The sequence below is a fragment of the Pseudomonas sp. 32_A genome, assembly GCF_017490905.1.
In the GTDB taxonomy this organism is placed as follows: domain Bacteria; phylum Pseudomonadota; class Gammaproteobacteria; order Pseudomonadales; family Pseudomonadaceae; genus Aquipseudomonas; species Aquipseudomonas inefficax.
Genome location: NZ_JAFGYI010000007.1, coordinates 88,620 through 115,543 on the forward strand (window position 1 = coordinate 88,620; position 26,924 = coordinate 115,543).

The window sequence follows — 26,924 nt, forward strand, 5'->3', positions numbered from 1 at the left end:
CAAAGCAGCCCCCGGACCTATCAGACAGGCGCGCGGCGCAGAGTCGCCAGGAAGGTAGCCGCACCAATGAACAACCCGGCGAACGTCCGATTCAAACGCTTCTGCTGCTTGGGCGTACGCAGCAAGCGCAAAACCCGCGCCGCCAACCCGGTGTACCCCGCCATTACCAGCATGTCCACGGTGACCATGGTCACGGTGATCGCCACATACTGCGGCAACAGCGGTTCATGCGGGTTGATGAACTGCGGCAGCACCGCCAGCATGAACACCAGTGCCTTGGGGTTGCTGACGTTGACCAGGAAGCCACGGAACACCAGGCTCAGCGGTTTGCCGATCGGGCGCACGGCGGATTCATCGCTCATGTCCATCGGCAAGGCGCGCCATTGCTTGTAGGCCAGGTAGACAAGGTAGGCGACGCCGAACCATTTGATGACCTGGAAGGCCGTGGCCGAGGCGGCAAGGACGGCGCCGACGCCGGCGGCGATGATGGCGATCTGCAGGATCAGACCCAGTTGCAGGCCCAGGGCGTTCCAGTAGCCACGCCAGAAGCCGTATTGCAGGCCGCTGGACATCGAAGCAATCGCCCCGGCACCGGGTGAAAGGCTGATCACCCAACAGGCGGCAAAGAAGCCCAGCCACACTTCCATCGACATCACACACCTCGCTCGAACATATGTTGCAAAACGTTAAGCTAAGGTTTTGGTGAAAAAATAACCAGCAAATTCTGCAGGATTTGTTCTGCCTGTACCGGCCTCTTCGCGGGTAAACCCGCTCCCACAGGTATCGCGCTGTCCCCAAGGGCTGTGGAATTCCTGTGGGAGCGGGTTTACCCGCGAAGAGGCCGGTGCAGGTTCAGTCAGCCTCGGCGGACGACTCTTTGTGCATGGACTGCACCTCAGCCCCCCGCCAGCGCCGCACCGACTTCTGGAAGAACTGGCTATTGGGCACCTGCACCAGCGCCCCGCCCGTCTCGGGCATTTCCATCAAGGTGGTGAACAGCAGGTTGATGGCAATCACCCGGCCTTTCACGCCCGGCTTGTCCAGGGTGTCGACCAGTTCGACCACGTCACCGATGCGAAACGGCCCGACAGTGAAGATCAGCACCGCGCACAGCAAGTTGGACAGCACGCTCCACATGGCGAAGAAGGCCACTGCCGCCACCGCGACGAAGCCGGACAGTGCTGTCCACAGCACTGTCGCCGAGACACCCAGGCGTTCCAGCACGAACAGCAACGCGCTGCCCATGATCAGCCAGCGCAAGCCGCCACGCACCGGCACCAGCAGCTCCGCTGGCAACGGGTAACGCTGGCCCAGGCGGCTCAACCCGCGCGCAACGATGCGCTGCAGGACGAAGGCCGCGACCAGGATCAACAGGATCTGCAAGCCCAGCCAGAAGGTGTCCATCCACTGCCCCGGCAGCAGCGAACGCAGTTCCTCCATCAGGACAGCGCCTCGAGCTCGGCCTGCATGCTTTCAAGAGTTTCCAGCGCTTCCATCCAGGCCTCTTCCAGTTCGCCTTCGCGCTGCTTCAGCTTGGTCTGGCGCGCCAGCAGGTCACGCAACTCGTCCTTGCGCGACGCGTCGTAGAGGCCACCATCACCTAGCGCGGTCTCGATCTCGGCCAGTTGCGCATGCACCTGGTTGAGCTCGGCTTCCAGCTTGTCGGCGGCCTTCTTGTGCGGGGCCAGTTGCTGGCGCAAGGCTGCGGCGGCCTGGCGCTGGGCTTTCTTGTCGGTCTTGTCCGGGTTGACCGGGGCGGTACTGGCCGGCGCGCTGCGCTGGCGGTACTCGACCAGCCAGCGGCTGTAGTCGTCCAGGTCACCATCGAAGATGTCGACCTTGCCGTCGGCCACCAACAAGAAGTCGTCGGTGGTGCTCTTGAGCAGGTGACGGTCGTGCGACACCACCACCACGGCACCGGCAAACTCCTGCAGGGCCATGGTCAGCGCCAGGCGCATTTCCAGGTCGAGGTGGTTGGTCGGTTCGTCGAGCAGCAGCAGGTTCGGCCGCTCCCAGGCAATCAGGGCCAGCGCCAGGCGTGCCTTTTCACCACCAGAGAAGTTCACCACCGGCTCGTCGACGCGGTCGCCATGGAAGTCGAAACCGCCCAGGAAGTCGCGCAGGGTCTGCTCACGCTCGGTGGGGGCAATGCGCTGCAGATGCAGCAGCGGGCTGGCCTTGTCGTCCAGCGAGTCCAGCTGGTGCTGGGCAAAGTAGCCCACGGCCAGGTTCTCTCCCCGCACCAGGCGGCCCGACAGTGGCTCGAGCTCGCCTGCGAGGTTCTTGATCAGGGTCGACTTGCCGGCACCGTTGGGGCCGAGCAGGCCAATGCGCGCACCGGGGGTGAGCTGCAGCTTTACCTTGTCGAGAATTGCCTTGTCACCGTAGCCCAGGCGGCCTTCGGACAGGCTCAGCAGCGGGCTGGAGATTTTCTGCGACTCGCGGAAGACGAAATCGAACGGCGAATCGACATGCGCCGCCGACAGTTCTTCCATGCGCTCCAGGGCCTTGATCCGGCTCTGGGCCTGGCGGGCCTTGGTGGCCTGGGCCTTGAAGCGGGCAATGTACTTTTCCATGTGCGCACGCTGGGCCTGCTGCTTCTCGTAGGCCTGCTGCTGTTGCGCCAGGCGCTCGGCACGGGTGCGCTCGAAGGCGGTGTAACCGCCCTTGTACAGGTTCAGCTTGCGTTGCTCGACATGCAGCACATGGTCGACCACGGCATCGAGGAAGTCGCGGTCGTGGGAGATCAGCAACAGCGTGCCGGGGTAGCCCTTGAGCCAGTCCTCCAGCCACAGGATAGCGTCCAGGTCCAGGTGGTTGGTGGGCTCGTCGAGCAGCAGCAGATCGGACGGGCACATCAGGGCCTGGGCCAGGTTCAGGCGCATCCGCCAGCCACCGGAGAAGTCGCCGACGCGACGGCCCATCTGTTCGTTGGTGAAGCCAAGGCCGGCCAGCAACTTGCGTGCGCGGGCGTCGGCGGTATAGCCGTCGGCGCTATCCAGCTCAATGTGCAGGCGCGCCAGGGCGGTACCGTCGTGAGCCTGCTCGGCTGCGGCCAGTTCAGCCTGGACCTTGCGCAGGCGCACGTCACCGTCGAGCACATAGTCCACGGCCAGGCGGTCAAGGGTGTCGACCTCCTGGCGCATGTGGGCGATGCGCCAGTCACCAGGCAACTGACAATCGCCGGCATCGGGCGACAGCTCACCGCGCAGCAAGGCGAACAGGCTGGATTTTCCGGCGCCGTTGGCGCCGATCAGGCCGGCCTTGTGACCGGTGTGCAGGGTCATCTCGGCGCCTTCTAGCAAGCGCTGCGGACCACGCTGTAAAGTGAGGTTGGATAGTCTGATCATGATGGTCGCGGAGTCTACCAGCTTCCTCGGCCCATAGCGCGAGTGGAACCATGCACACCGACCTGTGGAATCACGCCCTGGCCCTGTACGCCAGGCCCGGCGTGGAAGCCGCCTGCCTTGACCTGCAGACACTGGGTGGCGATGTCTGTCTGCTGCTGTGCGCAACCTGGCTGCAGGCGCGTGGCGTGGCCGTGCGAGAGGGACGCGTAACAGCATTGCGCGAGATTGCCGAGCCCTGGCAGCGCGACGTGGTCAACCCGTTGCGCAGCTTGCGCCAACAGTGGCGAGCAGCAGCGCAAGGTGATGCGCAGCTGGCGGTGCTGCGGGAGCAAGTGAAGGGATTGGAATTGCAGGCTGAGAAGGCCTTGCTGGAACGCTTGCAGGAGCGTTCGCGACAGTGGCCGGTGGGCGCCCATGAACCCATGGAAGACTGGCTGGACCGGCTGGCGCCGGACCAGGCCCGCCACCACGACGCGCTAGTTAATTTGCGCGTCGCGGCGGCAGCACTTCAGGACGCCGAAGACGGTGCCTGAGCCGGGGTGCTGGCAGGTGCCGATGATGCTACCGAAGCTGCCGGGGTGGCCGAGTTGGTCGCGGCGGCCGGAGTGCTGGCGGCTGGCGTAGCCGGTTTGGCTTCGGCTGGCTTGCTGGCAACAGGCTTGGCAGCTGCGGGCTTGACGGCCGCACGTGTTGGAGCCTTGGCGGCAGCTGGCTTGGCAGCGGTAGTGGCCTTGGCGGCTGGCTTGGCTGCAGGCTTGGCAGCGGTAGTGGCCTTGGCGGCTGGCTTGGCTGCAGGTTTGGCAGCAGCAGTGGCCTTGGCGGCTGGCTTGGCTGCAGGTTTGGCAGCAGCAGTGGCTTTGGCGGCTGGCTTGGCTGCAGGTTTAGCAGCAGTGGCTTTGGCGGCTGGCTTGGCTGCAGGTTTGGCAGCAGCAGTGGCTTTGGCGGCTGGCTTGGCTGCAGGTTTAGCAGCAGTGGCTTTGGCAGCTGGTTTGGCTGCAGGCTTGGCAGCAGCAGTGCCCTTGGCAGCCGGCTTGGCTGCAGCAGTGGCCTTGGCGGCTGGCTTGGCTGCAGGTTTAGCAGCAGCAGTGGCTTTGGCAGCTGGTTTGGCCGCAGGTTTGGCAGCAGCAGTGCCCTTGGCAGCCGGCTTGGCAGCAGCAGTGGCTTTGGCAACTGGTTTGGCCGCAGGCTTGGCTGCAGCGGTGGCCTTGGCAACTGGCTTGGCTGCAGCAGCCTTGGTGACGAGTTTGGCGGCTGCCGGTTTGGAAGTCTTGGCAGCACGCTGGTCAAGCGCCTTGGCTGCAGCTTCACGAACCTTGCCTACACCTTGGGCCAGCTTGAGGCTGTCCTGGGCATCGCGCTTGAGTTGCTGGATATAAGAACGGGTCTGGGTTTGACGTTCCTTGAGGGAGTCGAGCAGCTCTTCAAGTTCGCCAATGGCTTTTTGCGCCTTGGTCTGCGCCTTGGCTTTACCTGCCTTGGCCGCGTCTTGCAGTTTCAGGCGACCGTTGTGCAGTTTCTCCTGAGCCTTGCCACGCTGCTTTTCCAACTTGGCCAGCAGTTTTTCCGCATCAGCCAGCGCTTGCGAGCAGGCATCTTCCAAGTGTTCGAGCAAGCTGCCCGAAAGTTGCTGGAGCAGGTGTAACGGCGTGCTTACTGGCTTCTTTTTAGCCGACATGGTTTACCTCCTGGCTGACGAGTTTGCGGCTCATACTATGCTTCTGCTGCTACCGCCGCTAGGGCATGTTGACAGTATTATTTACGCCGCGTTGCATGCCTGGGCAAAGTTGTTATCTTGCAGCTCCGAGCAAGTGTAGTTGCTGAATAAATCATTGCTGATATTTGGCAGTTATCTGTACTGCACAGCCCCTCTGTAGGAGCGGCCTTGTGTCGCGATGGGGCGCGGAGCGGCCCCCGGTTTCAGCGCCAGGGCAAATATCGCCGGGGCTGCTCTGCAGCCCTTTCGCGACACAAGGCCGCTCCCACAAGGACCATGAAAAGGCCAATACAAGTAGTGAACACTGGCATACTTCCCCGCTCATTGGCGCAGGAACTGACCATGTCTCGATATCTTGTTTTAGGTTTATGCCTGCTGGCACCCATCGCCTTGGCCGACAGCAAAGAACATGACCTTGCCTACAGCATCGGCGCCAGCCTGGGTGAGCGACTGCGCCAGGATGTGCCTGACCTGCAGCTGGATGCGCTGATAGAAGGCCTGCGCCATTCCTATGAGGGACAACCGCTGAAACTCGACAAGGCACGCATGCAGGCCCTGCTCCAACAGCAGGAAGCGCAGGAAGGCGATGCCGCCATGCAAAAGCTGCAAGCTGCTGAAACACGCTTCATGGCCAACGAGCGTGGTCGTTATGGCGTACGCGAACTACCGGAGGGCGTGCTCTACAGCGAACTGCAAGCAGGTACGGGCGCGCAGCCCAAAGCCGGTGGCAAGGTGCAGGTGCGTTATGTGGGCAGGCTGCCAGATGGCTCGGTGTTCGACCAGAACCAGACGCCCCAGTGGTTCAGCCTGGATTCGGTGATCGAAGGGTGGCAGGTAGCCTTGCCAAAGATGCACGCTGGCGCCAAATGGCGCCTGGTGATTCCCTCAGCGCAAGCCTATGGCGCCGAGGGCGCAGGGGACCTGATCGCACCCTACACACCCCTGGTGTTCGAGATCGAGCTGCTGGCGGTTGGCGATTGACGCCAACCCTCAGGCCTGGACCGCGCCTTCTTCCTTGTGCGCGTTGTGCAACACTTCGATCAGGCAGTCTTCCAGCTCGAAGCGCTCGTGCAGCAGGCCACCCAGCTTGCCCAGCTTTTCGGCAAAGCGTTCGGTGTCCTTGCACTCACCCTTGGCGCAATGGTCATTGAAGGCCAGTGCGATCTGAGTACTGTCATTGATCCGTGGGTTGATCTCTTCGGCCAGCTTCAACGCCTTCTCGTCTCCGAAGGCCTTGGCCTCACTGACCAGCTGCTCGCAGACCTCGAAATGCCACGCCGAAACGTAGTCGACAAGGAGCGCACAAAACTCCCCGTTCGTGTCCTTGTCGGCGAAGGCCGGCTTCGCATCGCGCAATGCGCGGAAAGCCTGCACCAGTTCCTGGCGCTCCTCCAGCCAGCGGTCGATCAGTTTATGAACCCCACCCCAGCGTTCCTGAGCGTTCTGGCAACTATCGAGCATGGCTATCTCTTCCCTTCTGGGTAGATGCCGCTGCACCTCGCACCACGACCATGCAGCACAAAGGTGACATCAGCAGGCGGCATCGAGCAGTTGTGTTTTCGGTATGCGTGCTGGGAGATTATTCCCGCACGGGCTGGCCTTCAAGGTACGCAGCGGACAAAGTTCATACAAGTGTTTAATACCCTGTTACACGGCCATTGGTCGTACCAATGGCGCAACCTTGCGCCAGGTCATGTTCTCGCCAGGCTGCGGAAACGATACGCCAGCAGGCAGCTCAAGGGCAGCAACGCCAACAGCAGGAAAGCCAGCAGGCTCCACTCGGGCAGGGTCAGGTCGAGAAAGCTCCAGGTCAGAGAGCTGCAATCCGGGCCGCCGAACAACAACTGCCGGGCCGCCTCGCCCCAGGATTGTTCGAACAGCCGACCGAGCGGCACCGGGCAGACAGGGATGGCCCCGTCACCCCCTTGCAACCAGACATGTCGCGCTGCCAGCAACGCCCCGGCCAGCGAACAGCCCAGCGTTGCCCGCGCGTAACAGCGAATGCCCGCCGTACCCGGCGCCTGCAGCACTGCCGCCAGGCACAGCAGCGCGTACACGCCAAGCAGCAGCCGCTGGCTGAAACACAACGGGCAGGGCACCAGCCCGAGGACGCTTTCCAGGTGGACGGACGCGGCCAGTACCGCCAGTGCAGCAAGGCAGGCAGGTAGGAAAAAGGTGCGCAAACGGGCCGGCAGCATGGGCGGTGAAGGTCCCGGGATAATGAAGTGGCTTGAAACGGTAGAGGAAAGACGCGCTTTGTTTCAAGGCGCGACGGCAATGACAAGTCGCTGAATCGCGAAGGAAATTTCCAACCATGCGGTAGGAAACGTCTGAAGAAATGGACTGCAGATCTAACTTACATCGAAAGGAAAGTTACCTGCCCCCGGAGCCCGCACCTTTGCGCGGGCCCTGGGGTAGGTCAGGCGCGTACGCCTTCGGGCAATGGCAGGGCTAGCAGGCGCTCGTCAAGCAGGCCGAGGCCCTCCTGGAACAGCTGGTTGCTGCGCTCGGTCTCGCCAAGGCCGGCGAGCAGGCGCGCCAGCTCGGCACAGGCCTCGGGGTTGCGCTCCATGCGCAGGCTGCTTTCGAGGTAGTCGCGCGCCTTGCCCCACAGGCGGTTCTGCAGGCTCAGGCGGCCCAGGGTAAGCAGCAGGCTTGCATCTTGGGGGTGGGCCTTGAGCCAACCTTCGGCCGTTTGCAGCTGGCGCGCCGGGTCATCGCCACGCACCAGGCCGTACAGGCGGGCCAGGTGGCTTTCGTAGTCACGCTTGAGGGCAGTGCGCAGCACCTGTTCGGCTTCGCTCTGGGCGCCCACTTGGCGCAGTTGCTCGGCATAGGCCAGCACCAGTTGTGGCTCCTGGCGCTGGGCTGCGGTCAGTTGCTGCCAGGCGCGCTCCAGCGCCTGACGGGCACTTTGCGCATCCTCGCCACGGGTGCTGGCCAAGCTCAGGTTCTGGCCCCAGGCACGTTGCTCGAGGGCCGCCAGTTCGGTAGCTGGCAGCACCTTGTGCTTGCGCAGGTCGGGCAGCAGGCGGATCAGTGCCGACCAGTCGCCGCGCTCCAGATACAGGCGCTGCAACAGGCGCAGCACCTGGCTGTTGTGCGGGTGGCGCTCCTGCATGGCCAGCAGGGTTTCCAGCGCACCATCGCTTTCGCCACGGTCCATCTGTAACTGCGCATGGGTCAGGGCGATGGCCAGTTCCGCTTGCGGCTGGCGCTCCAGGGCACGCTCCAGCAGGTTGTCGCTGTCTTCGGTACGGCCTTGCTCGTTGGCCGCACGCGCGGCACCGAGGTAGAACAGCAGCGGCTGTCGCTCGGCCTCGGCAGCCCGGTGCAGGTGGCGCTGGGCGCTGGCCCAGCGGCCCTCGGCGAGGTCCAGCTGGCCCTGCTCGATGGCCAGGCGAATACGCCGGCTGCGGTTACGCCGCGACCACGGGTTGACCACGCCGCTGGAGGTCAGCACCAGGCCGACCAGGTAGCGCACCAGCCACAGCAGCAGCACGACGGCCAGCAAACCCGCCAGGGCCGCCCACAGCCCCGACTGGTAACGGAAGCTGCCATACGAGATCAGCACGTAGCCGCTGTGCTTGGCGACCGCAATACCCAGCGCCGCGGCGACCACGATCGCCAGCACGGCCAGCAGGTAGACACGTTTCATGGTTTGCCCCCTTCTGCCTCGGCCGGCAGGTGGCGGCGCTGGATATAGGCCTGCACTGCAGCCAGGCTTTCGCTGAGGTCAGGGGTAACCACCGACACCGGCTGCTCGGCCAGGGCATTGAGGCTGTCAAGCATGGCCTTGCTTTGCGGGTTGTCGGCGTTGAAGTTGGCCAACAGTACGCTGCGGGCGTCGTCCAGCGCCTGGGTGTAAACCTTGCTATCGCCATTGAGCGCTGCCCACTGGGCCTGCTCGATGGTCAGGCTCAGGGCCAGGCGCAGCTGGTTCAGTTGCTGCCCGGCCAGTAGCGGACGCACGTTGTCATCGGCGTTGAAGTCGATCTGGAAGTACTTGGAGATCTCGGCCCACCACTGGGACAGGCGACTGGCGCCGTCACCATCGGCGGTGAGCGCGCCCAGGGCATCGGCATTGGTGTCGAACTCCGGCGACTGGGCGCTGAGTTGCTGCACCAACTCGCGCTGAGCGGCCAGTTTCAGGAACAGGCCGGTACGGTCCGGTTGCTGGGTGCTGTTGAGCGTGGCCAGGCTGCGCGCCAGTTGCTCACGGGCGGCGAAGGCACCCGGATCGCTCTGCTCGCGCAGGATCTCGTCGGCACCCTCTACCAAGGCCTTGGCACTGGTAATGTCCTGCAGCGCAGACAGCCGCAGGGTGGCCAGGCGCAGCAGGTGCTCGGCCTCGGCCAGGCGCCATTCCTTGCGGCTTTCGCCCAACACGGTTTCCAGACGCTGGCTGAGGCGTTGCTGGTCGCCTTGCAGCTGTGCCACCAGGCGGCGGCGGTCTTCCAGCTCGCTGGCCGCCGGCAGGCTGGCCAGCTGTGCGCTGATCTGCTGTTCGCGCTGCTGCAGGGCCTCGGCGCGCTGGTTCAGCGCCTCGATGTGCTGGCCCTGGTTGAATTCGCTGCCTTGCAGCTGACGCACCTGCCAGACACCCCAGCCACCTACCGCCACTCCGGCCGCGCCCAACAGCAGGGCCAGCGTTGCCAGGCCACTGCCGGAGCGCTTGGCAGGTGGGGCGGTGACGGGTTCCGCCGGCGCCTGTGCCGACGGCTGATCGTTATTGGACAAGACAGTCTCGCTCACGTATCCATCCTTTGCATGGGGGCGCATCGCGTTCAGCTTAGCGCCTTAAGAGGCAGGTGCAGCGCTGCGCTGCACGGCTACCAGCAAGGCCGTGGCACTGGCGCCACGGCAATCCACAACCTGTTGGGCCCCGGCGGCCCTGGCCTGGTCTGCAACCCGAGGGCTGGGCACGAACAGCGGCAGACGCGCCAGCTGCGGCCAATCGGCGCCGGCCATCTGCTGCAAGTGTTCAAAACCCTGCCCACTGCTGACCACCAGGCCATTGAGGCGTTCCGCTTCGATGCGGCGCATCAGGGTGCCCGCCGGGTAAGCCGGCAGGCAGCGACGATACAGTTCCAGATAATCGACACTAGCACCTTGCTCTGCAAGACGCTCTGCCAGCAGTTCGCGACCTCCGACACCACGAACGATCAAGATCCGCGGTGCCGGCGTGGCAACTGCCTGGCGCAGGACCGGCAGTGCCAGCAAAGCTTCGCTGTCATCGCCACTTGGCGGGAAGCTCACCGTCAGGCCCGCCCGCTGCAGCACGGCGGCGGTCGCCTCGCCCACAGTGAACCAGCCTTGCACGGGTGGCTGCAGGCCGGCATCGGCCAGTTGCTCAAGCAACAACCGGGCTGCCGGCTTGCTGACCACAATGATCGCCTGGAAGCCCTGCAGGCCTTCCAGCAACAGGCGTTGCTGGTTATCCATAGCGACGGGCTCGATTGCCAGCAGCGGCAGGCAGCTGCTGGCTACCCCCGCCGCTGCCAGGCTTTGCGCCAGTGCCGCACAATCCTCGGCAGGCCGGGTCAGCAACAGGCGCCAGGAGCTCACGGGTGGCCGGCCTCGCCGTAGACTTCCTTGAGGATGGCCTCGGCGCCCTGCCCCAGCAGGTCCTCGGCCACCTGCACGCCCAAGGTTTCGGCGGCAGTACGGGGTGCGCGGGCATCGGCCACCAGCAGTGTACCGCCGCTGGGCTGGCCTACCAGGCCACGCAGCCAAAGCTGGTCACCTTCCAGCACCGCATAGCAGGCGATCGGTACCTGGCAGCCGCCATTCAGGCGTTTGTTCAGGGCACGTTCGGCCACCACCCGGTCGGCGGTATCGGCATGATGCAGCGGCGCCAGCAGCGCATGGATTTCCTGGTCGGCGCTACGGCACTCGATGCCCACCGCGCCCTGGCCGCCAGCCGGCAGGCTGTCATCGACGCTGATGGTGGAGGTGATTCGTTCTTCGAAGCCCAGGCGGATCAGGCCGGCGGCGGCGAGGATGATGGCGTCGTACTCACCGGCATCCAGCTTGGCCAGGCGAGTGTTGACATTGCCGCGCAGGAAGCGGATTTGCAGGTCCGGGCGACGCGCCAGCAGCTGGGCCTGGCGACGCAGGCTGGAGGTGCCGACGATACTGCCGGCAGGCAGCGCTTCGAGGCTGTCGAAGGTATTGGAAACGAAGGCATCGCGCGGGTCTTCGCGCTCGCAGATGCAGTACAGGCCCAGGCCTTCGGGGAAGTCCATGGGCACGTCCTTCATCGAATGCACGGCGATGTCGGCTTCATTGTCCAGCAGGGCAGTTTCCAGTTCCTTGACGAACAGGCCTTTGCCGCCGATCTTCGCCAGCGGCGCGTCGAGCAGCTTGTCGCCACGGCTGACCATGGGAACCAAGGTCACCAGCAGACCGGGGTGAGCCTGCTCGAGGCGGGCTTTGACGTATTCGGCCTGCCACAGGGCCAAGGCACTTTTACGGGTGGCAATGCGGATTTCGCGAGTGGACATGGAACGCCCCGATCCAGATAAATGCTGCCGATGATAACAGCATCGCCGGTATCGCTAGCAGATGTGGATCAGCTGAGGGCCTCTTCGCGGCTAAAGCCGCTCCCACAGGTTCATCACTGCCTTCAGAGCGGCACCATACCTGTGGGAGCGGCTTCAGCCGCGAACAAGGGCGCAGCCCTTACCATGCGGGCGCCGTATCAGAGGGTCTGCATCATCTTGCGCACACCGGCCACATGCCGGCGGCTTACGGTCAGGGCGTCGCCGTCAAGGCCTTTCAGGTACAGCTGGAAATGCCCCAGCGGCGTGCGCTGCAGGCGCTCGATACGCTCACGGGCGACCAGCGCATTGCGGTGGATACGCACGAAGCGTTCGCCAAACTCGTCTTCCAGGGCCTTGAGCGGCTCGTCGAGCAGCACCTCCCCGGCCTCGTGGCGCAAGGTCACGTACTTGTGGTCGGCAATGAAATAGATCACCTGGGGCAAAGGGATCAGCTCGATGCCTTTGCGCGTGCGGGCACTGATGTGGCTGCGCGGGCCGCCGCCTTCGTTGGCCGGCCTGGTGAGCGCCGCCAACTGGGCGCGGTTGGGTTTTTCGGCCTTGCGCAAGGCATCGCGCAAGGCCTGGGCCTGGAAAGGTTTGGTCACATGGCTGAGGGTACTGTCCTTGAAAGCCTCGGCACCGTATTCATCGTCCCCGGTGCAAAACACCACCGCCGGCGGCGCCTCGCGCTCGCACAGGCGAGCAGCAACCTGCAGGCCGTCCAGGCCTGGCATGCCGATGTCCAGCAGGACCACATCGGGCTTGAGGCTTTCGATCAGCGCCAAGGCCTCCTCGCCGTTGGTGGCGCTAGGCTCCAGCACGGTGTAACCCTCCAGTTCGCCGAGCAGCCGGCTAAGGCGCTCACGGCCTTGGGGTTCGTCATCAACGATCAGGACATTCATAATTGCGCTGGATTCCTGAATGAGTCTCGCACAGGTATAGCGTAGACAGGTATGGTTCGAGCGACACAAGGTCACGCTCTAGACCGGTGCGATGGCCAAAGATTCACTCGGCCGGCAGATTCACTGCCAGTCCTCTGTCCAACTGTAGACGGTCCGTGGAACACTGCCGTTCATTCCTTGAAATCCTTCTCAGCCATTTTCCGGGCATTTCTCTCGACCGGCGCCCTGCGGCAGCCAGTCCAACCCTGCTATTATCGGCGCCACTTTTTCGTTCACGCCTGCAATGAGTGAATCCATGAGCACCGACAAGACCAATCAGTCCTGGGGCGGCCGCTTCAGTGAGCCCGTCGACGCCTTCGTCGCCCGTTTCACCGCCTCGGTCGATTTCGACAAGCGCCTGTACCGCCACGACATCATGGGTTCGATCGCCCATGCCACCATGCTGGCGCAGGTCGGCGTGCTCAGCGATGTCGAGCGCGACACCATCATCGATGGCCTGAAGACCATCCAGGGCGAGATCGAGGCTGGCACCTTCGACTGGCGTGTCGACCTCGAAGACGTGCACATGAACATCGAGGCACGCCTGACCGACCGTATCGGCATCACTGGCAAGAAGCTGCACACCGGCCGTAGCCGCAACGACCAGGTGGCCACCGACATTCGCCTTTGGCTGCGCGACGAAATCGATCTGATCCTGGCCGAAATCACCCGCCTGCAGCAGGGCCTGCTGGAGCAGGCCGAGCGTGAAGCCGAAACCATCATGCCCGGCTTCACCCACCTGCAAACTGCCCAGCCGGTCACCTTCGGCCACCACCTGCTGGCCTGGTTCGAAATGCTCAGCCGCGACTACGAGCGCCTGGTCGACTGCCGCAAGCGTGCCAACCGCATGCCCCTGGGCAGCGCCGCGCTGGCAGGCACCACCTACCCGATCGACCGCGAACTTACCTGCAAGCTGCTGGGCTTCGAAGCCGTGGCCGGCAACTCGCTGGACGGCGTGTCGGACCGCGACTTCGCCATCGAATTCTGCGCCGCCGCCAGCGTGGCGATGATGCACCTGTCGCGCTTCTCCGAAGAGCTGGTGCTGTGGACCAGCGCGCAGTTCCAGTTCATTGACCTGCCAGACCGCTTCTGCACCGGCAGTTCCATCATGCCGCAGAAAAAGAACCCGGATGTGCCGGAACTGGTACGCGGCAAGAGCGGCCGTGTATTCGGCGCCCTGACCGGCCTGCTGACCCTGATGAAAGGCCAGCCGCTGGCCTACAACAAGGACAACCAGGAAGACAAGGAACCGCTGTTCGACGCCGCCGACACCCTGCGCGACTCGCTGCGTGCCTTTGCCGACATGATCCCGGCAATCAAGCCCAAGCACGCCATCATGCGTGAAGCGGCCCTGCGCGGTTTCTCCACCGCTACCGACCTGGCCGACTACCTGGTACGCCGTGGCCTGCCGTTCCGTGATTGCCACGAGATCGTGGGGCACGCGGTGAAGTATGGCGTCGACACCGGCAAGGACCTGGCCGAGATGAGCTTGGACGAACTGCGCCAGTTCAGTGACCAGATCGAGCAGGACGTGTTTGCCGTGCTGACCCTGGAAGGCTCGGTGAATGCTCGTAACCACATTGGTGGTACTGCACCGGCGCAGGTGCGTGCGGCGGTTGCCCGCGGCAAGGCGCTGCTGGCTTCGCGTTAAGGCCCATTGCGAGGGCTTCGCCCTCGTTCGCGGGTGAACCCGCTCCCACAGGTATTGCACAGGCTTCAAAAGCAGTGCTGTACCTGTGGGAGCGGGTTTACCCGCGAATGCCCCAACACTATTCTTAGCGTTTACCGCTACGAATCATCTCCATGAAGGCCGGCATCGCCGCCTCCTTGTCCGCCACGATCCGCGCCATGTGCGGGTTGTCGCCCATCAGCTGCAACAACGCCTTGGCCTGCGGGAAGTCCGCCAGGAAGTCGATGTTCAGCACTTTCTTGCCCACGGCACAGGCCAGGTCGACCGAGAAGCAGAACATCAGGTCTGCCAGGGTCAGTTGTTCACCCGCTACATAGGGTGCGAAGCGGCCGTTGCGCTTGAGCGTGGCAAAACCTGCCAGCAGGTCGGTACGGGCTTTTTCCTTTATCAGCGGCTCGACCTGCATGCCAAAGAAAGACTCGGCATAGCAGGTACGCGCCGGCAGCTCGATGTACAGCTCGATTTCCTTGAGCAGTTCGCGCACCTTGGCCTGCCCGAACGGGTCGGCCGGCAGCAGCGCCTTGCCGCTCTGGGTCTGCTCGATATAGTCGAGGATCACACTGGTTTCGCTGAGGAAGCCATGTTCGGTCTGCAGCACCGGAACCTTGCCTCGCGGGCTCACTTCCAGCGCCTGTGGCGCCTGGCCGCCATAGAAAGTGACTTCCTCGAAGGGCAAGCCTTTTTCCAGCAGGGCCAGCTTGACCATGTTGTAGTAGTTGCTGACAGAGAATCCATGAAGCTTGAGCATGAGGTAACAGCCTCCAGGCCGTAAGGGGTTGGCCCGGCTTTTATAGACCGTACGCCCGCCGCTGACCAGCGTCATGCGCCCCGTCAATGCCCGGGCATTGCCGCCACGGGCGTGGCACACTGTGCATCCCATCACAGGAGTACCGCCATGAGCGAGCCCACCGAAATCGACAATGACGACGACGAAGCCTTCGCCGAGGCAACGCTGACCCAGGCCATCGAGAACCAGATCGAAAGCGGCGACCCGGCGGCGGCGAAAGCCACGCTCAACAAACTGACCCTGGTCGGTTACGAGCGCGAAGACATTCTCAACCTGATGGCCCATGTACTGGCCTTCGAAATTGACAACATGCTGGTGGAAGACCGCGAGTTCGACCGCGAGTGGTACGAGAGCGCCCTGCGTGCGCTGCCCGAGCTGCCACCTGAGATGGATCAAGGCGAGGACGAATAACCCGGCTACACTCGAAGATCAGGCACCGTAGAACGGTGCCGTCATCCTTGTCTGGAAGTCAGGAGTCGCCATGCCTTTTACCCCCGATCTGATCGCTGAACTGGAAGTACTTTCGCTGTTCAAGCACGACAGCAGCCAGGAAGGCATCAAGATTCACAAGAACGCTTCCCCTGCCCTGGTAGCCGCCGCGCAACGCCTGCATGAAAAAGGGCTGACCGATCAACCTGATGGCGGCTATCTGACCAGCCTGGGTCATGACGCTGTCGAGAGTGTCCAGTTGCTGCAGAACATTCTCAAGGCGCCACAGCCGGCCTGAATGGCGGACTTGGTCAAACTTTGAAACTTGCGCGGTCCCTGTGGGAGCGGCTTCAGCCGCGAACACCGGCGCAGCCGGTGCCATACACCGCGTCGCCTGATTCGCGGGTAAACCCGCTCCCACAGGGACCGAGCAGGCCGGTCAGTGAGCTGTCGCCCTGCGCCTTTCCGCCAGGCGCGAGCGCCCGTACAGGAACACGATGGCCAGCAAGGCCAGCGCCTGCGCCGAAAGCGAGTAGGCGTCAGCGTGAACCCCCAGCCAGTCGAACTCGAAGAACGCCACCGGCCGCGTGCCAAGTACCCCGGCCTCTTGCAACGCCTTCACGCCATGCCCGGCGAACACCACCGACAAGGCACATAGCAGCGCGGCGTTGATGCTGAAGAACAGCGACAGCGGCAGCTTGGCCGAGCCACGCAGGATCACCCAGGCCAACCCCACCAGCAGCACCAGCGCCGTGGCACCACCCGCCAGCACCGCCTGGTGCCCGGCTGGGCCGGCCTGCAGCCACAGGGTTTCGTAGAACAGGATCACTTCGAACAGTTCGCGGTAAACCGAGAAGAACGCCAGCACGGCAAAACCGAAACGTCCGCCACCACTGACCAGGCTGCTCTTGATGTAATCCTGCCAGGCGGCAGCATGGCGGCGGTCGTGCATCCACACGCCAAGCCACAGCACCATCACCGCGGCGAAAAGCGCCGTGCAGCCTTCCAGCAGCTCGCGCTGGGCGCCACCAACGTCGATCACGTAGGCTGCCAGCGCCCAGGTTGCGAAACCGGCCACCAGCGCCAGGCCCCAGCCGATGTTGACGCTGCGCACCGCCGACTGCTGGCCGGTATTGCGCAGGAAAGCCAGGATCGCCGCCAGCACCAGAATCGCCTCCAGGCCTTCGCGCAGCAGGATCAGCAAGCCGGATACAAAGCTCAGCGACCAGCTCAGGCCATCGCTGCCCAGCAGTTTGGAAGCCTGCTCGAGCTTGGCCTTGGCTTCGCTCAGGCGTTGCTCGGCCTGGGCCACGGGCAAGCCGTCCTGCAGCGACTGACGGTAGGCCATCAGCGATTTTTCGGTGTCCTTGCGCGCCTGGGTGTCGATGTTGTCCAGCGAGCTTTCCACCAGCTCGAAGCCTTCCAGGTAGGCCGCTACTGACAGGTCATAGGCCTGGTCGTGATCACCTGCGCGGTAGGCCGCCAGGCTCTTGTCCAAGGTGCTCGCGGTGTATTCGAGCAATTGCGCCGGGCCACGTTTGACCTGCGGCGGCTGCGCGCGCTGGGCGCGGAACGCCTCCACGGCCGTGGCACCTTCGCTGGCGGCGACTTCGGCCGGGGTCTGGCGGGCCAGGTCGGCGATGTTCCAGGCCTTGTCGCCTTTGCCGGCTTCTGGCTTGGCGGTGAAGCTGGCGATGTAGGCAGCCACATCCCAACGCTGGCGGTCGTCCAGCTGGTCGGCAAACGAAGGCATCTCGGTGCCATCGATGCCCAGGGCCAGGGTGTTGTAGAGGTCGAACAGGCTCAACTGGTCGAGGCGCGAAACATCGCGCAGGTTGGCGGGTGCAGGCTCCAGGCCCACGCCGGCCGGGCCGTCGCCGGCGCCAGTTTCGCCGTGGCAGATCGAGCAGTTTTGCGCATACAGCGAAGCGCCGCGGGCCGGGTCCGGAGTAATTACCGGAGCCTGGCTGACCTCGTAGGCCACCGCCAGGCGCGCACCCAGCTGGCGGGCCTGCCTGGCAACAGCCGGGCCGTCCTGGCGCTGGTCGATGGCCTGGCGCAGCGCCTGGACGCCCTGCTCCAGGGCTGCTTGTTCAGCATGCGCAGGCAGGCCTTTGACCAAGTCGGCCAATACCGCGCTGAACTCCTGCTGCTCGCGGTATTCACCATCGTCGATCACCTTGCCGTCTTGCACGGTGGGCGGGTAGTCGGCGCCAATGTAGTCCAGCAGGTGCAGGGCCTTGGTGGCCTCGGCGGGGGCTTCGGCCAGCGCCAGGGTGCTGCACAGCGCCAGCACCGGGCCGAGCAAAATAACCGGCAGCCAAGCAAGCAGACGGGAACGGGTTTTCATGGCCAGTCTCGAAGGGAATGCGAAAGAGAACATTGTTCACTCCCACTTTGCTTCACTCAAGGGTGCTGGGCGGATTTCATGAAAAATCTTGCTACAAATCAGATGAAGAGGGGGAATGCGCTGAACCTGTGGGAGATTCTGTCTTGTGTTGCCTGCCCACAGGTATTGCACATGGCTTGAGGGAGATGCGGTCGAGGTGGGAGCTGGTTTGCCGGCGATGAAGGCTGCGCCGATGTCACTGGAAACACCGGGTACCAATTGATTGGTTATTCGCAGATCCATAGCCACTAGCCTGAGGAGCAAACCATCAGGAGACAGGGAACATGGATCGTCCCCACTCAGACCAGTTACGGCTTGGCCGTTTTTCGGAAACCAGTCGATTGTATCTGCTTACCAGCACAACCCTTGACCGGGCCCCAATATTCAATGACCTTCACTCGGCCCGCTTGCTGGTTGCCGAGTTGCGCCAGGCTGAGGAGGAAGGTGCCGTAAGATCGCTGGCCTGGGTGGTGATGCCTGATCACTTTCATTGGCTGGTCGAGCTTGGACCGGGCAGCCTGAAGCGCTTGATGCGCAGGGTGAAATCTCGCAGCACCATGATGATCAACAGGTATCAAGGGCGAAGCGGCCAGCTCTGGCAGAAGGGATTTCATGACCGGGCATTGCGCCGGGAGGAGAATGTGCAGGCGGTGGCGCGGTACATTGTCATGAATCCGAAGCGGGCAGGATTGGTCGCGAGGGTTGGGGATTATCCGCATTGGGATGCAATTTGGCTTTGATGGGGCTTTGCCTGTCAGGGCCCTATCGCCGGCAAGCCAGCTCCCACAGAGTACTCATCAGGCCTGTGGCAGGCGCTGACCTGTCTGGGCCTCATCGCCGGCAAGCCACACAGGTAAGTCACAGGACTCGATAGCAGTGGCGTACAGGTGTGGGAGCTGGCTTGCCGGCGATGGGCCGCATAGCGGCCCCGGGGTCTTTAGGGTTATTGAAGAACCTTGTTCATCCCCCGCTCCATATCATCGATCAAGGCCTTGGCCATCTCGCTTAGTATCCGCGCAGCGCTACCTGCAATGCGGTCGTTTTCCATTTCCGCTTCGGTGGTCAGGTGGCGTATACAGCCCAGCAGCACAGATAGCTGCGAGAAAGCATGGCTGAACGGCACATTTGGCTGCAGGCGGAACAAGTCGAAGGTTTCCACACCTGCGGTTGCAGAGTCTCTTGGATCATCGCTCATCGGGTCGCTCCTTGATCGTGGCGGGTTGCATGGGTGCGGTCGCACACGGCATTGATCAGGCGGCAGAGCAATCGAATATTCATGCCCATGGCATTGCGCGTGTCGCCGGGAGGGTTGTCGAGCAGGACTATGGTGGTGTGGTCGATCGTCAGGGTGAGAGCGCTGATCAGCTCTTCGCAGTCTTTGGGGCTGAGAGGATCGATTAGTGAGAGCGCGGGAGGGTCGAGCAGAAGCAGATCGGTAACTGGTGGATCGGGGACGAGCTTGTTCATGGCAGAACTCCGTATGGGGGATTGAACTGCTCTCCTCCTTGTCTCACGAAGTTGGGTGGCAGTCGTGCACGGTGTGAGACACGGGACATACGGTAACCCCGGCCAGGCCGAAGCCTGTCCGCACACGACCGCCATAAAGCGGTGCTACCGAATGAAATCCGGGTGTCTCACGCCCGATCGCCTTGCGAGGCGACCCGACGACAGTATTCCGGGAACACTTTCCAGCCAAGACAGCACCTTCCGACAGGCGCTGTAGGATAATTCGACAGGGCATCCGAACTGAAGCATTTGGTTTCAGGTTCGGAAATGTCTTACGACGCCTCAGTTCGGTGCGGGTTGAAAACGGCAAGGCCTGGCCCTCATGGTCCAGCCACCGATTCAGGCGAGCTTTTCCTTCACCGTGAAATCCACTTCCAGATCGGCATTGGCCAGCAGATTTACCAGGGCATCCAGGGAAAACTTGTCAATCTTCCCATTCAAAAGCTCACTCAAGCGCGGTTGAGTGACATGTAGCCGACGCGCCGCATCCTTCTGAGGTAGATCCCAGGCACGCACCGTCTTGACCAAAATACGCATCAACTGCGAGCGCAGCCGAAGGTTGTCGGCCTCTTCTGGCGTATCAGCCAACGCGTCCCATACAGATGCCGAGCGTTCATTCGCCATTGTTGATCACCTCTCAGTCCAGCGACTTGAAACGGGCTTTCGCCACATCAATATCGCGCTTATCCGTCTTTTCAGTTGTCTTGCGGAATGCATGCAGGACATAGACAGCCTCCGGGCGGTTCACAACATAGAACACGCGAAAAGCACCGTCTTGACACTTGATGCGGATCTCCCGCACACCCTGCCCCACATTCTCCATCGGCTTCCAGTCGGTAGGTTCTTCACCGGACTGGATCAAGTCCAGCTGATACCCAGCCCGCTGCCTCGCCGCTGGTGGAAACCTGCGCACATCATCCTTGCTGCCGCCTACCCATTCGATAGGCTTCTGACCGTCCCACATGCCGCATACCCCTTCGCCATCGCTCCAATCGCCAGCTGCGCTTGCGCCTCATGCCTCACCCGTGTGTTTGGTCATGCCGCTGCACCTTTCTGGCGTACATGGCAATGCACAGATTTCAGGAGCCTGCACACAAATTATATCGATACCGATATAACATCAAGCCTGTAAATGTCCTTTATCGACAACGAATAAACAGAAAGGAATGGGCAACAGAAGTGAGGCAACTCACCTGAAAAGGCGAGCCAAGGACATTAAACCTGGTGTGCTTCCCAGCCAAGACAGCACCTTCCGAGAGGTGCTGTAGGATAATTCGACAGGGCGTTCGAACTGAAGCATTTGGTTTCTGGTTCGGAAATGTCTTCCAGCTCTAGAACCTGGGCGAGGGCTTTGCCCTCGATCGCCGGCAAGCCAGCTCTCCCATGGTCCGTACCAATTTCAAGGCATGCACAAGCCGGCTATCACAGGTGAACCACAGGTCTCAAAAGCGGTGGAGTACCTGTGGGAGCTGGCTTGCCGGCGATTGGGCCTCAAGGCTTGGCGGTGTCCTTCCACCCCCCACCCAACGCCAGGAACACACCAATCTGCCCCTGAGCCACCTGACTATTGGCCGCTGCCAGCTGCGCGCGCATATCGGTGTAGGTGCGCGTCGCCTGCAGGTCGGCCAGGAACGATTCACGCCCCGCCTGGTAATACCGGTGCGTCTGGTCCGCCGCTTCCTTGGCCGACTTCTCCGCCTCGGCCAGCGCGTCACGCCGGTCCAGCAGGGCGCTGTACTGCGCCAGGCGGGTCTGGGTCTCGCGAATGGCGTTCAGCACCACCCCATCAAAATTCGCCAGGGCTGCCTGGGTCGAGGCTTCGGCCATGCGAATGCGGGCACGGGTGCCGTTGGTGGGAATGGTCCAGCTGATCTGCGGGCCAAAGCCCCAGCGGTTGGTCGCCGGCTCGCCAAGGTTTTCGAGGATACCAATGGTGCCAACCTGGGCGCCGATGCTGATGTCGGGGTACAGGGCGCCGGTGGCCACGCCGATGTAGGCAGTGGCAGCGGCAAGCTGGCGTTCGGCCTGGCGCACATCTGGGCGGCGCTTGAGCAGCGCGGCGCCATCGCCCACCGGCACCAGCTGGTTCAGGTGTGGCAGCTCGGCACAATCGGCAGTGCCGGCAGGCAACTGATCGACCGGTTTTGCCAACAAGGCAGCCAGGGTATACATGCCGGTCTCGCGCTCCGCCTTGAAGCGTGGCAGCTCGGCACGCAACGATTTGAACTGGGTCTGCGAGCGGGTGACCTGGGTTTCGTCGCCACGGCCAGCATCGCGCAAGCGCTGGTTGAGCTTCACGCTCTGCTCCTGCAGGTCGAGCGACTCGCGGGCAATGTGGTATTCCTCGTTGGCCGAGCACACCTGGGTGTAGGCCTTGACCACATCCGCCACCAGGGTGATGCGGGCGGTATCGGCGGCGGCCTGCACTGCGTCGGCATTGGCCTTGGCCGCCTCGGTGCCACGCTTGAAAGTACCCCACAGGTCGAACTGGTACGAGGCACTGATGATGGCCTCGCCGATGTTGGCCACCGGCACTTTCTCTGGCAGCAGGAAGGCCTCGCCCGATTCCTGCAGGCGCTGGGCGCCAAGTTTGACGCCGCCGTTGAAGCCACCTTGCGACTCAGCCACTTCGACCTGGGCGCGCGCCTTGGCAATGTTGGCGGCAGCCACGCGCAGGTCGGTGTTGGCACTCAGGGCCTGGCGCACCAGCTCGTTCAGCCGTTGATCCTGATACAGCTGCCACCAGTCCTCAGGCACCGGTGCCGATACCACGCTGTCGGCATCCTGGCGCAGCGGGCCGTTGAGCTCGCTGCGTTGCACCGCCGCGTCCTTCGGCACCTCATAGTCGGGGCCGACCATCATGCAGGCCCCCAACGACAGGCACAGCCCCGCCAGGATCAGCTGTTTCATGGGCGCTGGCCCTCGATGATCGACACCGTGGCGGTTCGCCCGGCAATCATGCGGAAGTCTTGCGGCACTTCATCAAAGGCGATGCGCACCGGAATACGCTGGGCCAGGCGCACCCAGCTGAATGCCGGGTTGACGTTGGGCAACAGGTTGGCACCACTGCTGCGGTCGCGGTCTTCGATGCCGGCGGCAAAGCTTTGCACATGGCCACGCAGGCGGGTGTTGTCGCCCATGACGCGAATGTCCACGGCATCGCCGATGTGGATACCGCCAAGCTTGGTTTCCTCGAAGTAGCCATCGACGTGGTACGAGGCGCTGTCGACCACCGACAGCACCGGGCGGCCGGCGGTGACGAATTCGTGATTACGCGGTGCTCGGTCGTTCAGGTAACCGTCCACCGGGCTGCGCACCACCGAGCGGTCGAGGTTGAGCTGGGCGGTATCGACGGCCACCTGTGCTTCGCTGACGGCCGAACGGGCACGGGCCTCGCGGGACTGGCTTTCTTCCACCTGTTCGGCGGCCACCAGATTGCCAAGCTTGCGGTTGCGCTGCGCTTCGCGGGTGGCCTGGGCCAGGGTTTCCTGGCGTTCACCCAGGGTCGCCTTGGCTTGGCGCAGGGCCAGGGTGAAGCGGTCCTGATCGATGGTGAACAGCACATCGCCGCGCTTGACGGTCTGGTTGTCACGCACCTCGACCTTCTGGATCAGCCCGGATACGTCCGGAGCAATCTGGATCACGTCGGCGCGGATGTGACCGTCGCGGGTCCAGGGGGCGAACATGTAGTACACCACCATCTGCCACACGAGCACGGCGGCGAAGGTCACTACCAGCAAGGTCAGGACCACACGGCCCAGGGTCAGCAAAGGTTTTTTCATGGCAGCATCAGGTTTCGGCAAAAGTGGTCCACCGCGCCAAGCAGCACGGCATACAGGGCAACGTTGAACAACGCCCGGTGCCAGACCAGGCGGTAGAAATGCAGGCGCACCAGCACCGCGTGCACCCCGAGGAACAGCAGGTAGGTGCCAAACATCATCACCAGCAGCGTGGGCAGGAATACCCCACTGATATCCAGTTCACCGATCACAGGGGTGCTCCGTCGAGGCCGGGGGGCAGTTGCGGTTGTTCGGCTGGCTCGAGCATCACCTCCACGCCCGGCAGCAGTGCCAGGCGCAGGCCGCTCAGTGCGTGCAGCAGGTGGGTGCGGGCATCGCCGCGCTCGTACAGCTCATCCAGGTTCAGCGCCAGGCGCGCGCGCTCCATGTTGCGCAGCAGCGCGGCCGGGGCGTGCAGGCGCTCGCCGGCGCGCAGGCAGGCAGCGTAGTGCGCGCCGACTTCCTCGACTACCGTGTTCAGCCGCTCACGAGCCTGCTGCCCGGCACGCGGCATGTAGGCCAGCAGGTCGAGCAGGTTCAACCCCACCCGCAGGTCGCGCAGTGCCACGCCGCTGTCCTGCCCGGTTTGCGACAAGCGCGGCAGGTGCTGCATCAGGCGGTCGAGCATCTGCACACCGACCTGGCGGTGCTCGGCCAGGGTGGCCGGCTCGGTCATTTCAACGATGTCGCGCCAGGCGAAGCGGGTCATGCGCTTTGCCGCCAGCTCCACGCCGAACGGGCGCATCACCAAGGTCCAGATGAAGGCGAACAGCAGCCCCACGGGGCCGGCGAGGTTGGAATTGAGGAAAGTGAAGAAGTCAGCATCGTAGGCGCCCTGGATGCTGATGAAGGTCGAGGTGTTGACGATGGTCAGCAAGGTACCCAGGTAGAAACGCGGCTGCACGGTCAGGGTGCCAACGCAGATGAACGGCACGGCGAAGGCCAGCACCAGCATCGGGAAATCGTGCAGGTTGGGCAGCACCAGGAACAGGTACAGGCTGGAGAAGATGACCGACATCAGCGTCCAGAAGAAAAACCGGTAGATCTGCGGCGCCGGGTCGTCCATGGCGGCGAAGAAGCTGCACGACACGGCGGCGAGGATCACTGCGCTGGCGCCGTCGTTCCAGCCCAGACCGATCCAAAGGCCACAGGCGACAACGATCGCCAGCACGGTGGAGGCCACCGAATACAGCATCAGGCCACGGTCGAAGAACGCCGTCAGGCGGCCCAGGCGCCAGTGGCGGTACACCGCGCGCCAGGGTTTGGAGTCGTCGCTGCGCAGGGCATGTTGCAGGCTGCAGCAGTCTTGCCACAGGTCGGCCCATTCGGTCAGGCGGTACAGAGCGTTGGACAGTAGCAATTCGGCGCGCTGGTCGAGGGCAGCGGCGCCCGGCTGCAGGCGCTCGATCTGTTCGTGCAGGGCGGTCCAGCGGGCGACCGAGGCGCTGTCGACGGTGCCCTTGAGCCATTCGCGGGCGGCATCGAGCAACGGTTGCAACTGGGCGAACTGTGCCGGGGCGCGGCCTTCGAGGGCGACCAGGGCGTCGTCGAGGGCATCGATCACGGGCAGCAGGTGGATCATGCGCCCGCGCAACTCGCGGGCATTCTTCAGGGTGTGCGGACCGGCGCCTTCATGCCCGAGCTGGCCGATCATCAGCTCCAGCGAGTTGAAGGTGGCAACCATCGCCCCGCGCATGCCGCCAACCTGGTCTGCGCTGGCTTGGCGGGCCAGGTAGGTGTCGCTATAGCGGATCGCCTCGGTGAACCAGCTACCAGTGGCACCGACTACAACCGGCGCCAGCCGGCGTGGCCAGAAGATCGCCCCGACCACCGCCGCACACACGATCCCCAGGCAGATTTCCTGGGCGCGGGAGGACGCCACGTCGAACACAGCAAGCGGGTTGTCGACCACCGCCAGGGCAATCATCGGCAAGGTGTAGCCGGCCAGCATCAGCACATAGTTGTTGGCGGTGCGCAGGTTCAGCGAAAGAAACAGCAAGGTGCCGGTCCACAGGGCGATGGCGATGCTCAGCAGCAACGGCGACTGCACCAGCGGCGGTACCAGGAAAATCGCCCCGCCAGCGCCGAGCAGCGTGCCCACGGCACGGTACAGGGCCTTGGAGCTGGTGGGGCCAAGGAACGGGCTGGAGACGATGTACACCGTGGCCATGGCCCAATAGGGGCGCGGCAACTGCATGAGCAGGGCGATGTACAGGGCGATCATGGAAGCGGCAAAGGTACGCACGCCATAGAACCAATCGCGAGCGGGTGGTACCGAGCTGAAGAAACCGCTCATGCTACCGCGCCTGTGTTGCCCAGGCCGGCGGCTTCGAAGGCACGCAGCACGCGCAAGGCGGCTTCCAGGTCCGCCTGGTCGATGCCATGCAGCACTTCGCGGCGCAGGCGCACCAGTTCGGCTTCGATGGATTCGGCCAGGGTGCGGCCTTCGGCGGTCAGGCTCAGGGCCTTGGCGCGGCGGTCCAGCGGGTCCTCGCTGCGGCATACCAGGCCAGCCTTGCACAACTGGTCGAGCAGGCGCACCAACGACGGGCTTTCCAGGCCGGCGGCCTGGGCCACGGCCACCTGATGCACACCGTCACCCAGGCGCACGATCATCAGCAGCGGCGCGGCACAGGCCTCGGAAATGCCGTAACCGGTCAGCGCGGCATGGCAGATGCGCCGCCAATGGCGAGCGGCAACCACCATGCCACTGCTGACTTGCAGGCGCAGGAGATCAAGGGACATGACAGGAACCAAGGATATTCATAGTTTGCTAACTATCAATATACGCCTGTGCCTCCCCCTGTCGTCAACCGGAGGCATGGATGAATTGTTGTTCATGCTGGGGTTATGGCCTGACTGTGCCGGCCTCTTCGCGGGTGAACCCGCTCCCACAGATGCTGAACAGGATTCAAGCCATGCACAGTACCTGTGGGAGCGGGTTTACCCGCGAAGAGGCCCGGACAGACAACAAAGAATTCAAGGCTGTATCTGGTCTTCCAGCTTCATGGTCAAGGCCAGTGTGCTGCCCATCTGCACCGCCCGGTCACGCCACTCCTGATAGCGGCCCTCGTCACGGCTGCTGAAATGCACCGCCAGCTCTTCGGCCGCCTGCACTACCCCCGCCGCAGCCGCCAGCTCCAGCCAGTACAACGCGGCCTTGAGATCAGCCTCCACGTACAGCCCGTGCATCAACCGGTAACCTACCTCGAAACGGCAGCGTGCCTCACCCCGCTCGGCCCCGCGCAAGAACCACTGGTAAGCCTCCACCAGGTCGACCTGCCACTGCAGGCCGCCATCACACACCTCTTCCTCGTACAGGTCACCCAGCGCGGCAGCGGCATGCAGCATGCCCCGCTCGAAAGCCTGCCGGTAGCACTCCGCCGCCTGCAGGTAAGAGGGCTCGATGCCTTTGCCGAAGTAATGTTGCTGCCCAAGGTTGAACCATGCCGCGGCATGGCCTTGCAGGGCCGCCATGCGCAACAGGTGGCCAGCCAATACGGTGTCGGCGCGCCAGTATTTGCCATTGAGCCAGATCCAGCCAAGGTCGTTGAGCGCTGCCACGTTGCCTTGCAAGGCCTGGCGGCGCAGGTCGCTGTACACCGCCTGCAAGTCGCTGGCTTCGTCCAGGCGGCTGACCAGCAGCGAGCGCTGGCTGGGCAAGCCTATCCCGGCAAACAGCCGCTGTCGCCTTCCGACAGCGGCCGGTGGGGCGATCACCCGCTCGGGCAGAAGGCGGGCAAGCAGCGAATGGATATTGCTGGCAGCAGACATGTTCATCCTCATTGAACGAC

At 63.4% G+C, this 26,924-nt stretch carries 29 protein-coding genes; 6 read left to right on the top strand and 23 right to left on the bottom strand.

Going from position 1 to position 26,924, the window contains the following annotated elements; genetic code table 11:
- Positions 1-20: 20 nt before the first annotated feature.
- The 3 genes from J5M58_RS06690 to abc-f form a co-directional block, all read right to left on the bottom strand.
- Positions 21-653, bottom strand: a complete 633-nt coding sequence (locus tag J5M58_RS06690) for a LysE family transporter (protein ID WP_133969897.1) — start codon at positions 651-653, stop codon at positions 21-23.
- A gap of 199 nt (positions 654-852) precedes the next feature.
- On the bottom strand, positions 853-1,440 hold the full coding sequence (locus J5M58_RS06695) for a mechanosensitive ion channel family protein (RefSeq protein ID WP_112251204.1): 588 nt from the start codon (positions 1,438-1,440) through the stop codon (positions 853-855).
- Positions 1,440-3,350: a ribosomal protection-like ABC-F family protein gene (gene abc-f / locus J5M58_RS06700; RefSeq protein WP_112251202.1), complete on the bottom strand. Its 1,911-nt coding sequence runs from the start codon at positions 3,348-3,350 to the stop codon at positions 1,440-1,442. The genes J5M58_RS06695 and abc-f overlap by 1 nt, the downstream gene beginning before the upstream one ends.
- 50 nt (positions 3,351-3,400) lie before the next feature.
- On the opposite strand from abc-f, the gene J5M58_RS06705 reads away from it, so the two are divergent.
- On the top strand, positions 3,401-3,883 hold the full coding sequence (locus J5M58_RS06705) for a TIGR02444 family protein (RefSeq protein ID WP_112251200.1): 483 nt from the start codon (positions 3,401-3,403) through the stop codon (positions 3,881-3,883).
- Here the strand turns inward: J5M58_RS06705 and J5M58_RS06710 are convergent.
- Positions 3,859-5,025: an AlgP family protein gene (locus tag J5M58_RS06710; protein WP_207877633.1), complete on the bottom strand. Its 1,167-nt coding sequence runs from the start codon at positions 5,023-5,025 to the stop codon at positions 3,859-3,861. The genes J5M58_RS06705 and J5M58_RS06710 overlap by 25 nt on opposite strands.
- Before the next feature lie 381 nt (positions 5,026-5,406).
- Between J5M58_RS06710 and J5M58_RS06715 the strand changes: the two genes are divergently transcribed.
- Positions 5,407-6,045, top strand: coding sequence for an FKBP-type peptidyl-prolyl cis-trans isomerase (locus J5M58_RS06715; RefSeq protein ID WP_112251198.1), 639 nt, complete (start codon positions 5,407-5,409; stop codon positions 6,043-6,045).
- 9 nt (positions 6,046-6,054) lie between these two features.
- On the opposite strand, the gene rsd is transcribed toward J5M58_RS06715, so the two are convergent.
- From rsd to J5M58_RS06745, 7 genes are all read right to left on the bottom strand, one after another.
- Positions 6,055-6,525, bottom strand: coding sequence for a sigma D regulator (gene rsd, locus J5M58_RS06720; protein WP_112251196.1), 471 nt, complete (start codon positions 6,523-6,525; stop codon positions 6,055-6,057).
- Between the two features lie 230 nt (positions 6,526-6,755).
- Positions 6,756-7,262 carry a disulfide bond formation protein B gene (locus tag J5M58_RS06725; RefSeq protein WP_207877635.1) on the bottom strand — a complete coding sequence of 169 codons (507 nt, stop codon included), beginning with the start codon at positions 7,260-7,262 and terminating at the stop codon, positions 6,756-6,758.
- Between the two features lie 221 nt (positions 7,263-7,483).
- Positions 7,484-8,722: a heme biosynthesis protein HemY gene (locus J5M58_RS06730; RefSeq protein WP_112251192.1), complete on the bottom strand. Its 1,239-nt coding sequence runs from the start codon at positions 8,720-8,722 to the stop codon at positions 7,484-7,486.
- The gene (locus J5M58_RS27845) at positions 8,719-9,819 is read right to left on the bottom strand and encodes a uroporphyrinogen-III C-methyltransferase (RefSeq protein ID WP_025337277.1); all 1,101 of its coding nucleotides are present in this window, start codon (positions 9,817-9,819) and stop codon (positions 8,719-8,721) included. Before J5M58_RS27845 ends, J5M58_RS06730 begins: the two co-directional genes overlap by 4 nt.
- A gap of 45 nt (positions 9,820-9,864) precedes the next feature.
- Entirely contained in the window at positions 9,865-10,632 is a 768-nt protein-coding gene (locus J5M58_RS27850; protein WP_112251190.1) for a uroporphyrinogen-III synthase, read from the bottom strand.
- A complete protein-coding gene (gene hemC, locus J5M58_RS06740; RefSeq protein WP_112251188.1) occupies positions 10,629-11,570 on the bottom strand; it encodes a hydroxymethylbilane synthase in 942 nt (313 codons plus the stop codon). Before hemC ends, J5M58_RS27850 begins: the two co-directional genes overlap by 4 nt.
- Before the next feature lie 197 nt (positions 11,571-11,767).
- The gene (locus J5M58_RS06745; protein ID WP_015268539.1) at positions 11,768-12,511 is read right to left on the bottom strand and encodes a LytTR family DNA-binding domain-containing protein; all 744 of its coding nucleotides are present in this window, start codon (positions 12,509-12,511) and stop codon (positions 11,768-11,770) included.
- Between the two features lie 295 nt (positions 12,512-12,806).
- Here J5M58_RS06745 and argH point away from each other — a divergent pair, with 295 nt between their 5' ends.
- Positions 12,807-14,201 carry an argininosuccinate lyase gene (argH, locus tag J5M58_RS06750; RefSeq protein ID WP_112251186.1) on the top strand — a complete coding sequence of 465 codons (1,395 nt, stop codon included), beginning with the start codon at positions 12,807-12,809 and terminating at the stop codon, positions 14,199-14,201.
- A 124-nt stretch (positions 14,202-14,325) separates the two neighbouring features.
- Here the strand turns inward: argH and J5M58_RS06755 are convergent, their stop codons facing one another.
- On the bottom strand, positions 14,326-14,988 hold the full coding sequence (locus tag J5M58_RS06755; protein WP_207877637.1) for a glutathione S-transferase: 663 nt from the start codon (positions 14,986-14,988) through the stop codon (positions 14,326-14,328).
- Positions 14,989-15,135: 147 nt separating this feature from the next.
- Here J5M58_RS06755 and J5M58_RS06760 point away from each other — a divergent pair, with 147 nt between their 5' ends.
- Positions 15,136-15,438 (top strand): hypothetical protein, encoded by a 303-nt coding sequence (locus J5M58_RS06760; RefSeq protein WP_207877639.1) that lies wholly within the window; start codon positions 15,136-15,138, stop codon positions 15,436-15,438.
- A 70-nt stretch (positions 15,439-15,508) separates the two neighbouring features.
- The gene (locus tag J5M58_RS06765) at positions 15,509-15,754 is read left to right on the top strand and encodes a TIGR02647 family protein (RefSeq protein WP_015268535.1); all 246 of its coding nucleotides are present in this window, start codon (positions 15,509-15,511) and stop codon (positions 15,752-15,754) included.
- A gap of 141 nt (positions 15,755-15,895) precedes the next feature.
- Here J5M58_RS06765 and J5M58_RS06770 read toward each other — a convergent pair whose 3' ends face one another.
- Positions 15,896-17,839 carry an FTR1 family protein gene (locus J5M58_RS06770; RefSeq protein WP_207877641.1) on the bottom strand — a complete coding sequence of 648 codons (1,944 nt, stop codon included), beginning with the start codon at positions 17,837-17,839 and terminating at the stop codon, positions 15,896-15,898.
- Between the two features lie 290 nt (positions 17,840-18,129).
- On the opposite strand from J5M58_RS06770, the gene J5M58_RS06775 reads away from it, so the two are divergent.
- Positions 18,130-18,585: a transposase gene (locus J5M58_RS06775; RefSeq protein WP_112251179.1), complete on the top strand. Its 456-nt coding sequence runs from the start codon at positions 18,130-18,132 to the stop codon at positions 18,583-18,585.
- A 203-nt stretch (positions 18,586-18,788) separates the two neighbouring features.
- Here J5M58_RS06775 and J5M58_RS06780 read toward each other — a convergent pair whose 3' ends face one another.
- From J5M58_RS06780 to J5M58_RS06825, 10 genes are all read right to left on the bottom strand, one after another.
- On the bottom strand, positions 18,789-19,040 hold the full coding sequence (locus tag J5M58_RS06780; protein WP_023662451.1) for a DUF3077 domain-containing protein: 252 nt from the start codon (positions 19,038-19,040) through the stop codon (positions 18,789-18,791).
- Positions 19,037-19,312: a hypothetical protein gene (locus J5M58_RS06785; protein WP_112251175.1), complete on the bottom strand. Its 276-nt coding sequence runs from the start codon at positions 19,310-19,312 to the stop codon at positions 19,037-19,039. Before J5M58_RS06785 ends, J5M58_RS06780 begins: the two co-directional genes overlap by 4 nt.
- A gap of 378 nt (positions 19,313-19,690) precedes the next feature.
- Positions 19,691-19,975: a helix-turn-helix domain-containing protein gene (locus tag J5M58_RS06790; protein WP_003260206.1), complete on the bottom strand. Its 285-nt coding sequence runs from the start codon at positions 19,973-19,975 to the stop codon at positions 19,691-19,693.
- A 13-nt stretch (positions 19,976-19,988) separates the two neighbouring features.
- Positions 19,989-20,315 (bottom strand): type II toxin-antitoxin system RelE/ParE family toxin, encoded by a 327-nt coding sequence (locus tag J5M58_RS06795; RefSeq protein WP_112251173.1) that lies wholly within the window; start codon positions 20,313-20,315, stop codon positions 19,989-19,991.
- A 527-nt stretch (positions 20,316-20,842) separates the two neighbouring features.
- Positions 20,843-22,261, bottom strand: a complete 1,419-nt coding sequence (locus J5M58_RS06800) for an efflux transporter outer membrane subunit (RefSeq protein ID WP_112251171.1) — start codon at positions 22,259-22,261, stop codon at positions 20,843-20,845.
- Complete coding sequence (locus tag J5M58_RS06805; RefSeq protein ID WP_023662453.1) at positions 22,258-23,133, bottom strand: HlyD family secretion protein; 876 nt, start codon at positions 23,131-23,133, stop codon at positions 22,258-22,260. The genes J5M58_RS06800 and J5M58_RS06805 overlap by 4 nt, the downstream gene beginning before the upstream one ends.
- The gene (locus J5M58_RS06810; protein ID WP_003255905.1) at positions 23,130-23,342 is read right to left on the bottom strand and encodes a DUF1656 domain-containing protein; all 213 of its coding nucleotides are present in this window, start codon (positions 23,340-23,342) and stop codon (positions 23,130-23,132) included. The genes J5M58_RS06805 and J5M58_RS06810 overlap by 4 nt, the downstream gene beginning before the upstream one ends.
- Complete coding sequence (locus J5M58_RS06815; protein WP_015268530.1) at positions 23,339-25,426, bottom strand: FUSC family protein; 2,088 nt, start codon at positions 25,424-25,426, stop codon at positions 23,339-23,341. Before J5M58_RS06815 ends, J5M58_RS06810 begins: the two co-directional genes overlap by 4 nt.
- Entirely contained in the window at positions 25,423-25,875 is a 453-nt protein-coding gene (locus J5M58_RS06820) for a MarR family winged helix-turn-helix transcriptional regulator (RefSeq protein ID WP_112251167.1), read from the bottom strand. The genes J5M58_RS06815 and J5M58_RS06820 overlap by 4 nt, the downstream gene beginning before the upstream one ends.
- Before the next feature lie 234 nt (positions 25,876-26,109).
- On the bottom strand, positions 26,110-26,904 hold the full coding sequence (locus tag J5M58_RS06825) for a tetratricopeptide repeat protein (protein WP_112251165.1): 795 nt from the start codon (positions 26,902-26,904) through the stop codon (positions 26,110-26,112).
- Between the last annotated feature and the right edge of the window lie 20 nt (positions 26,905-26,924).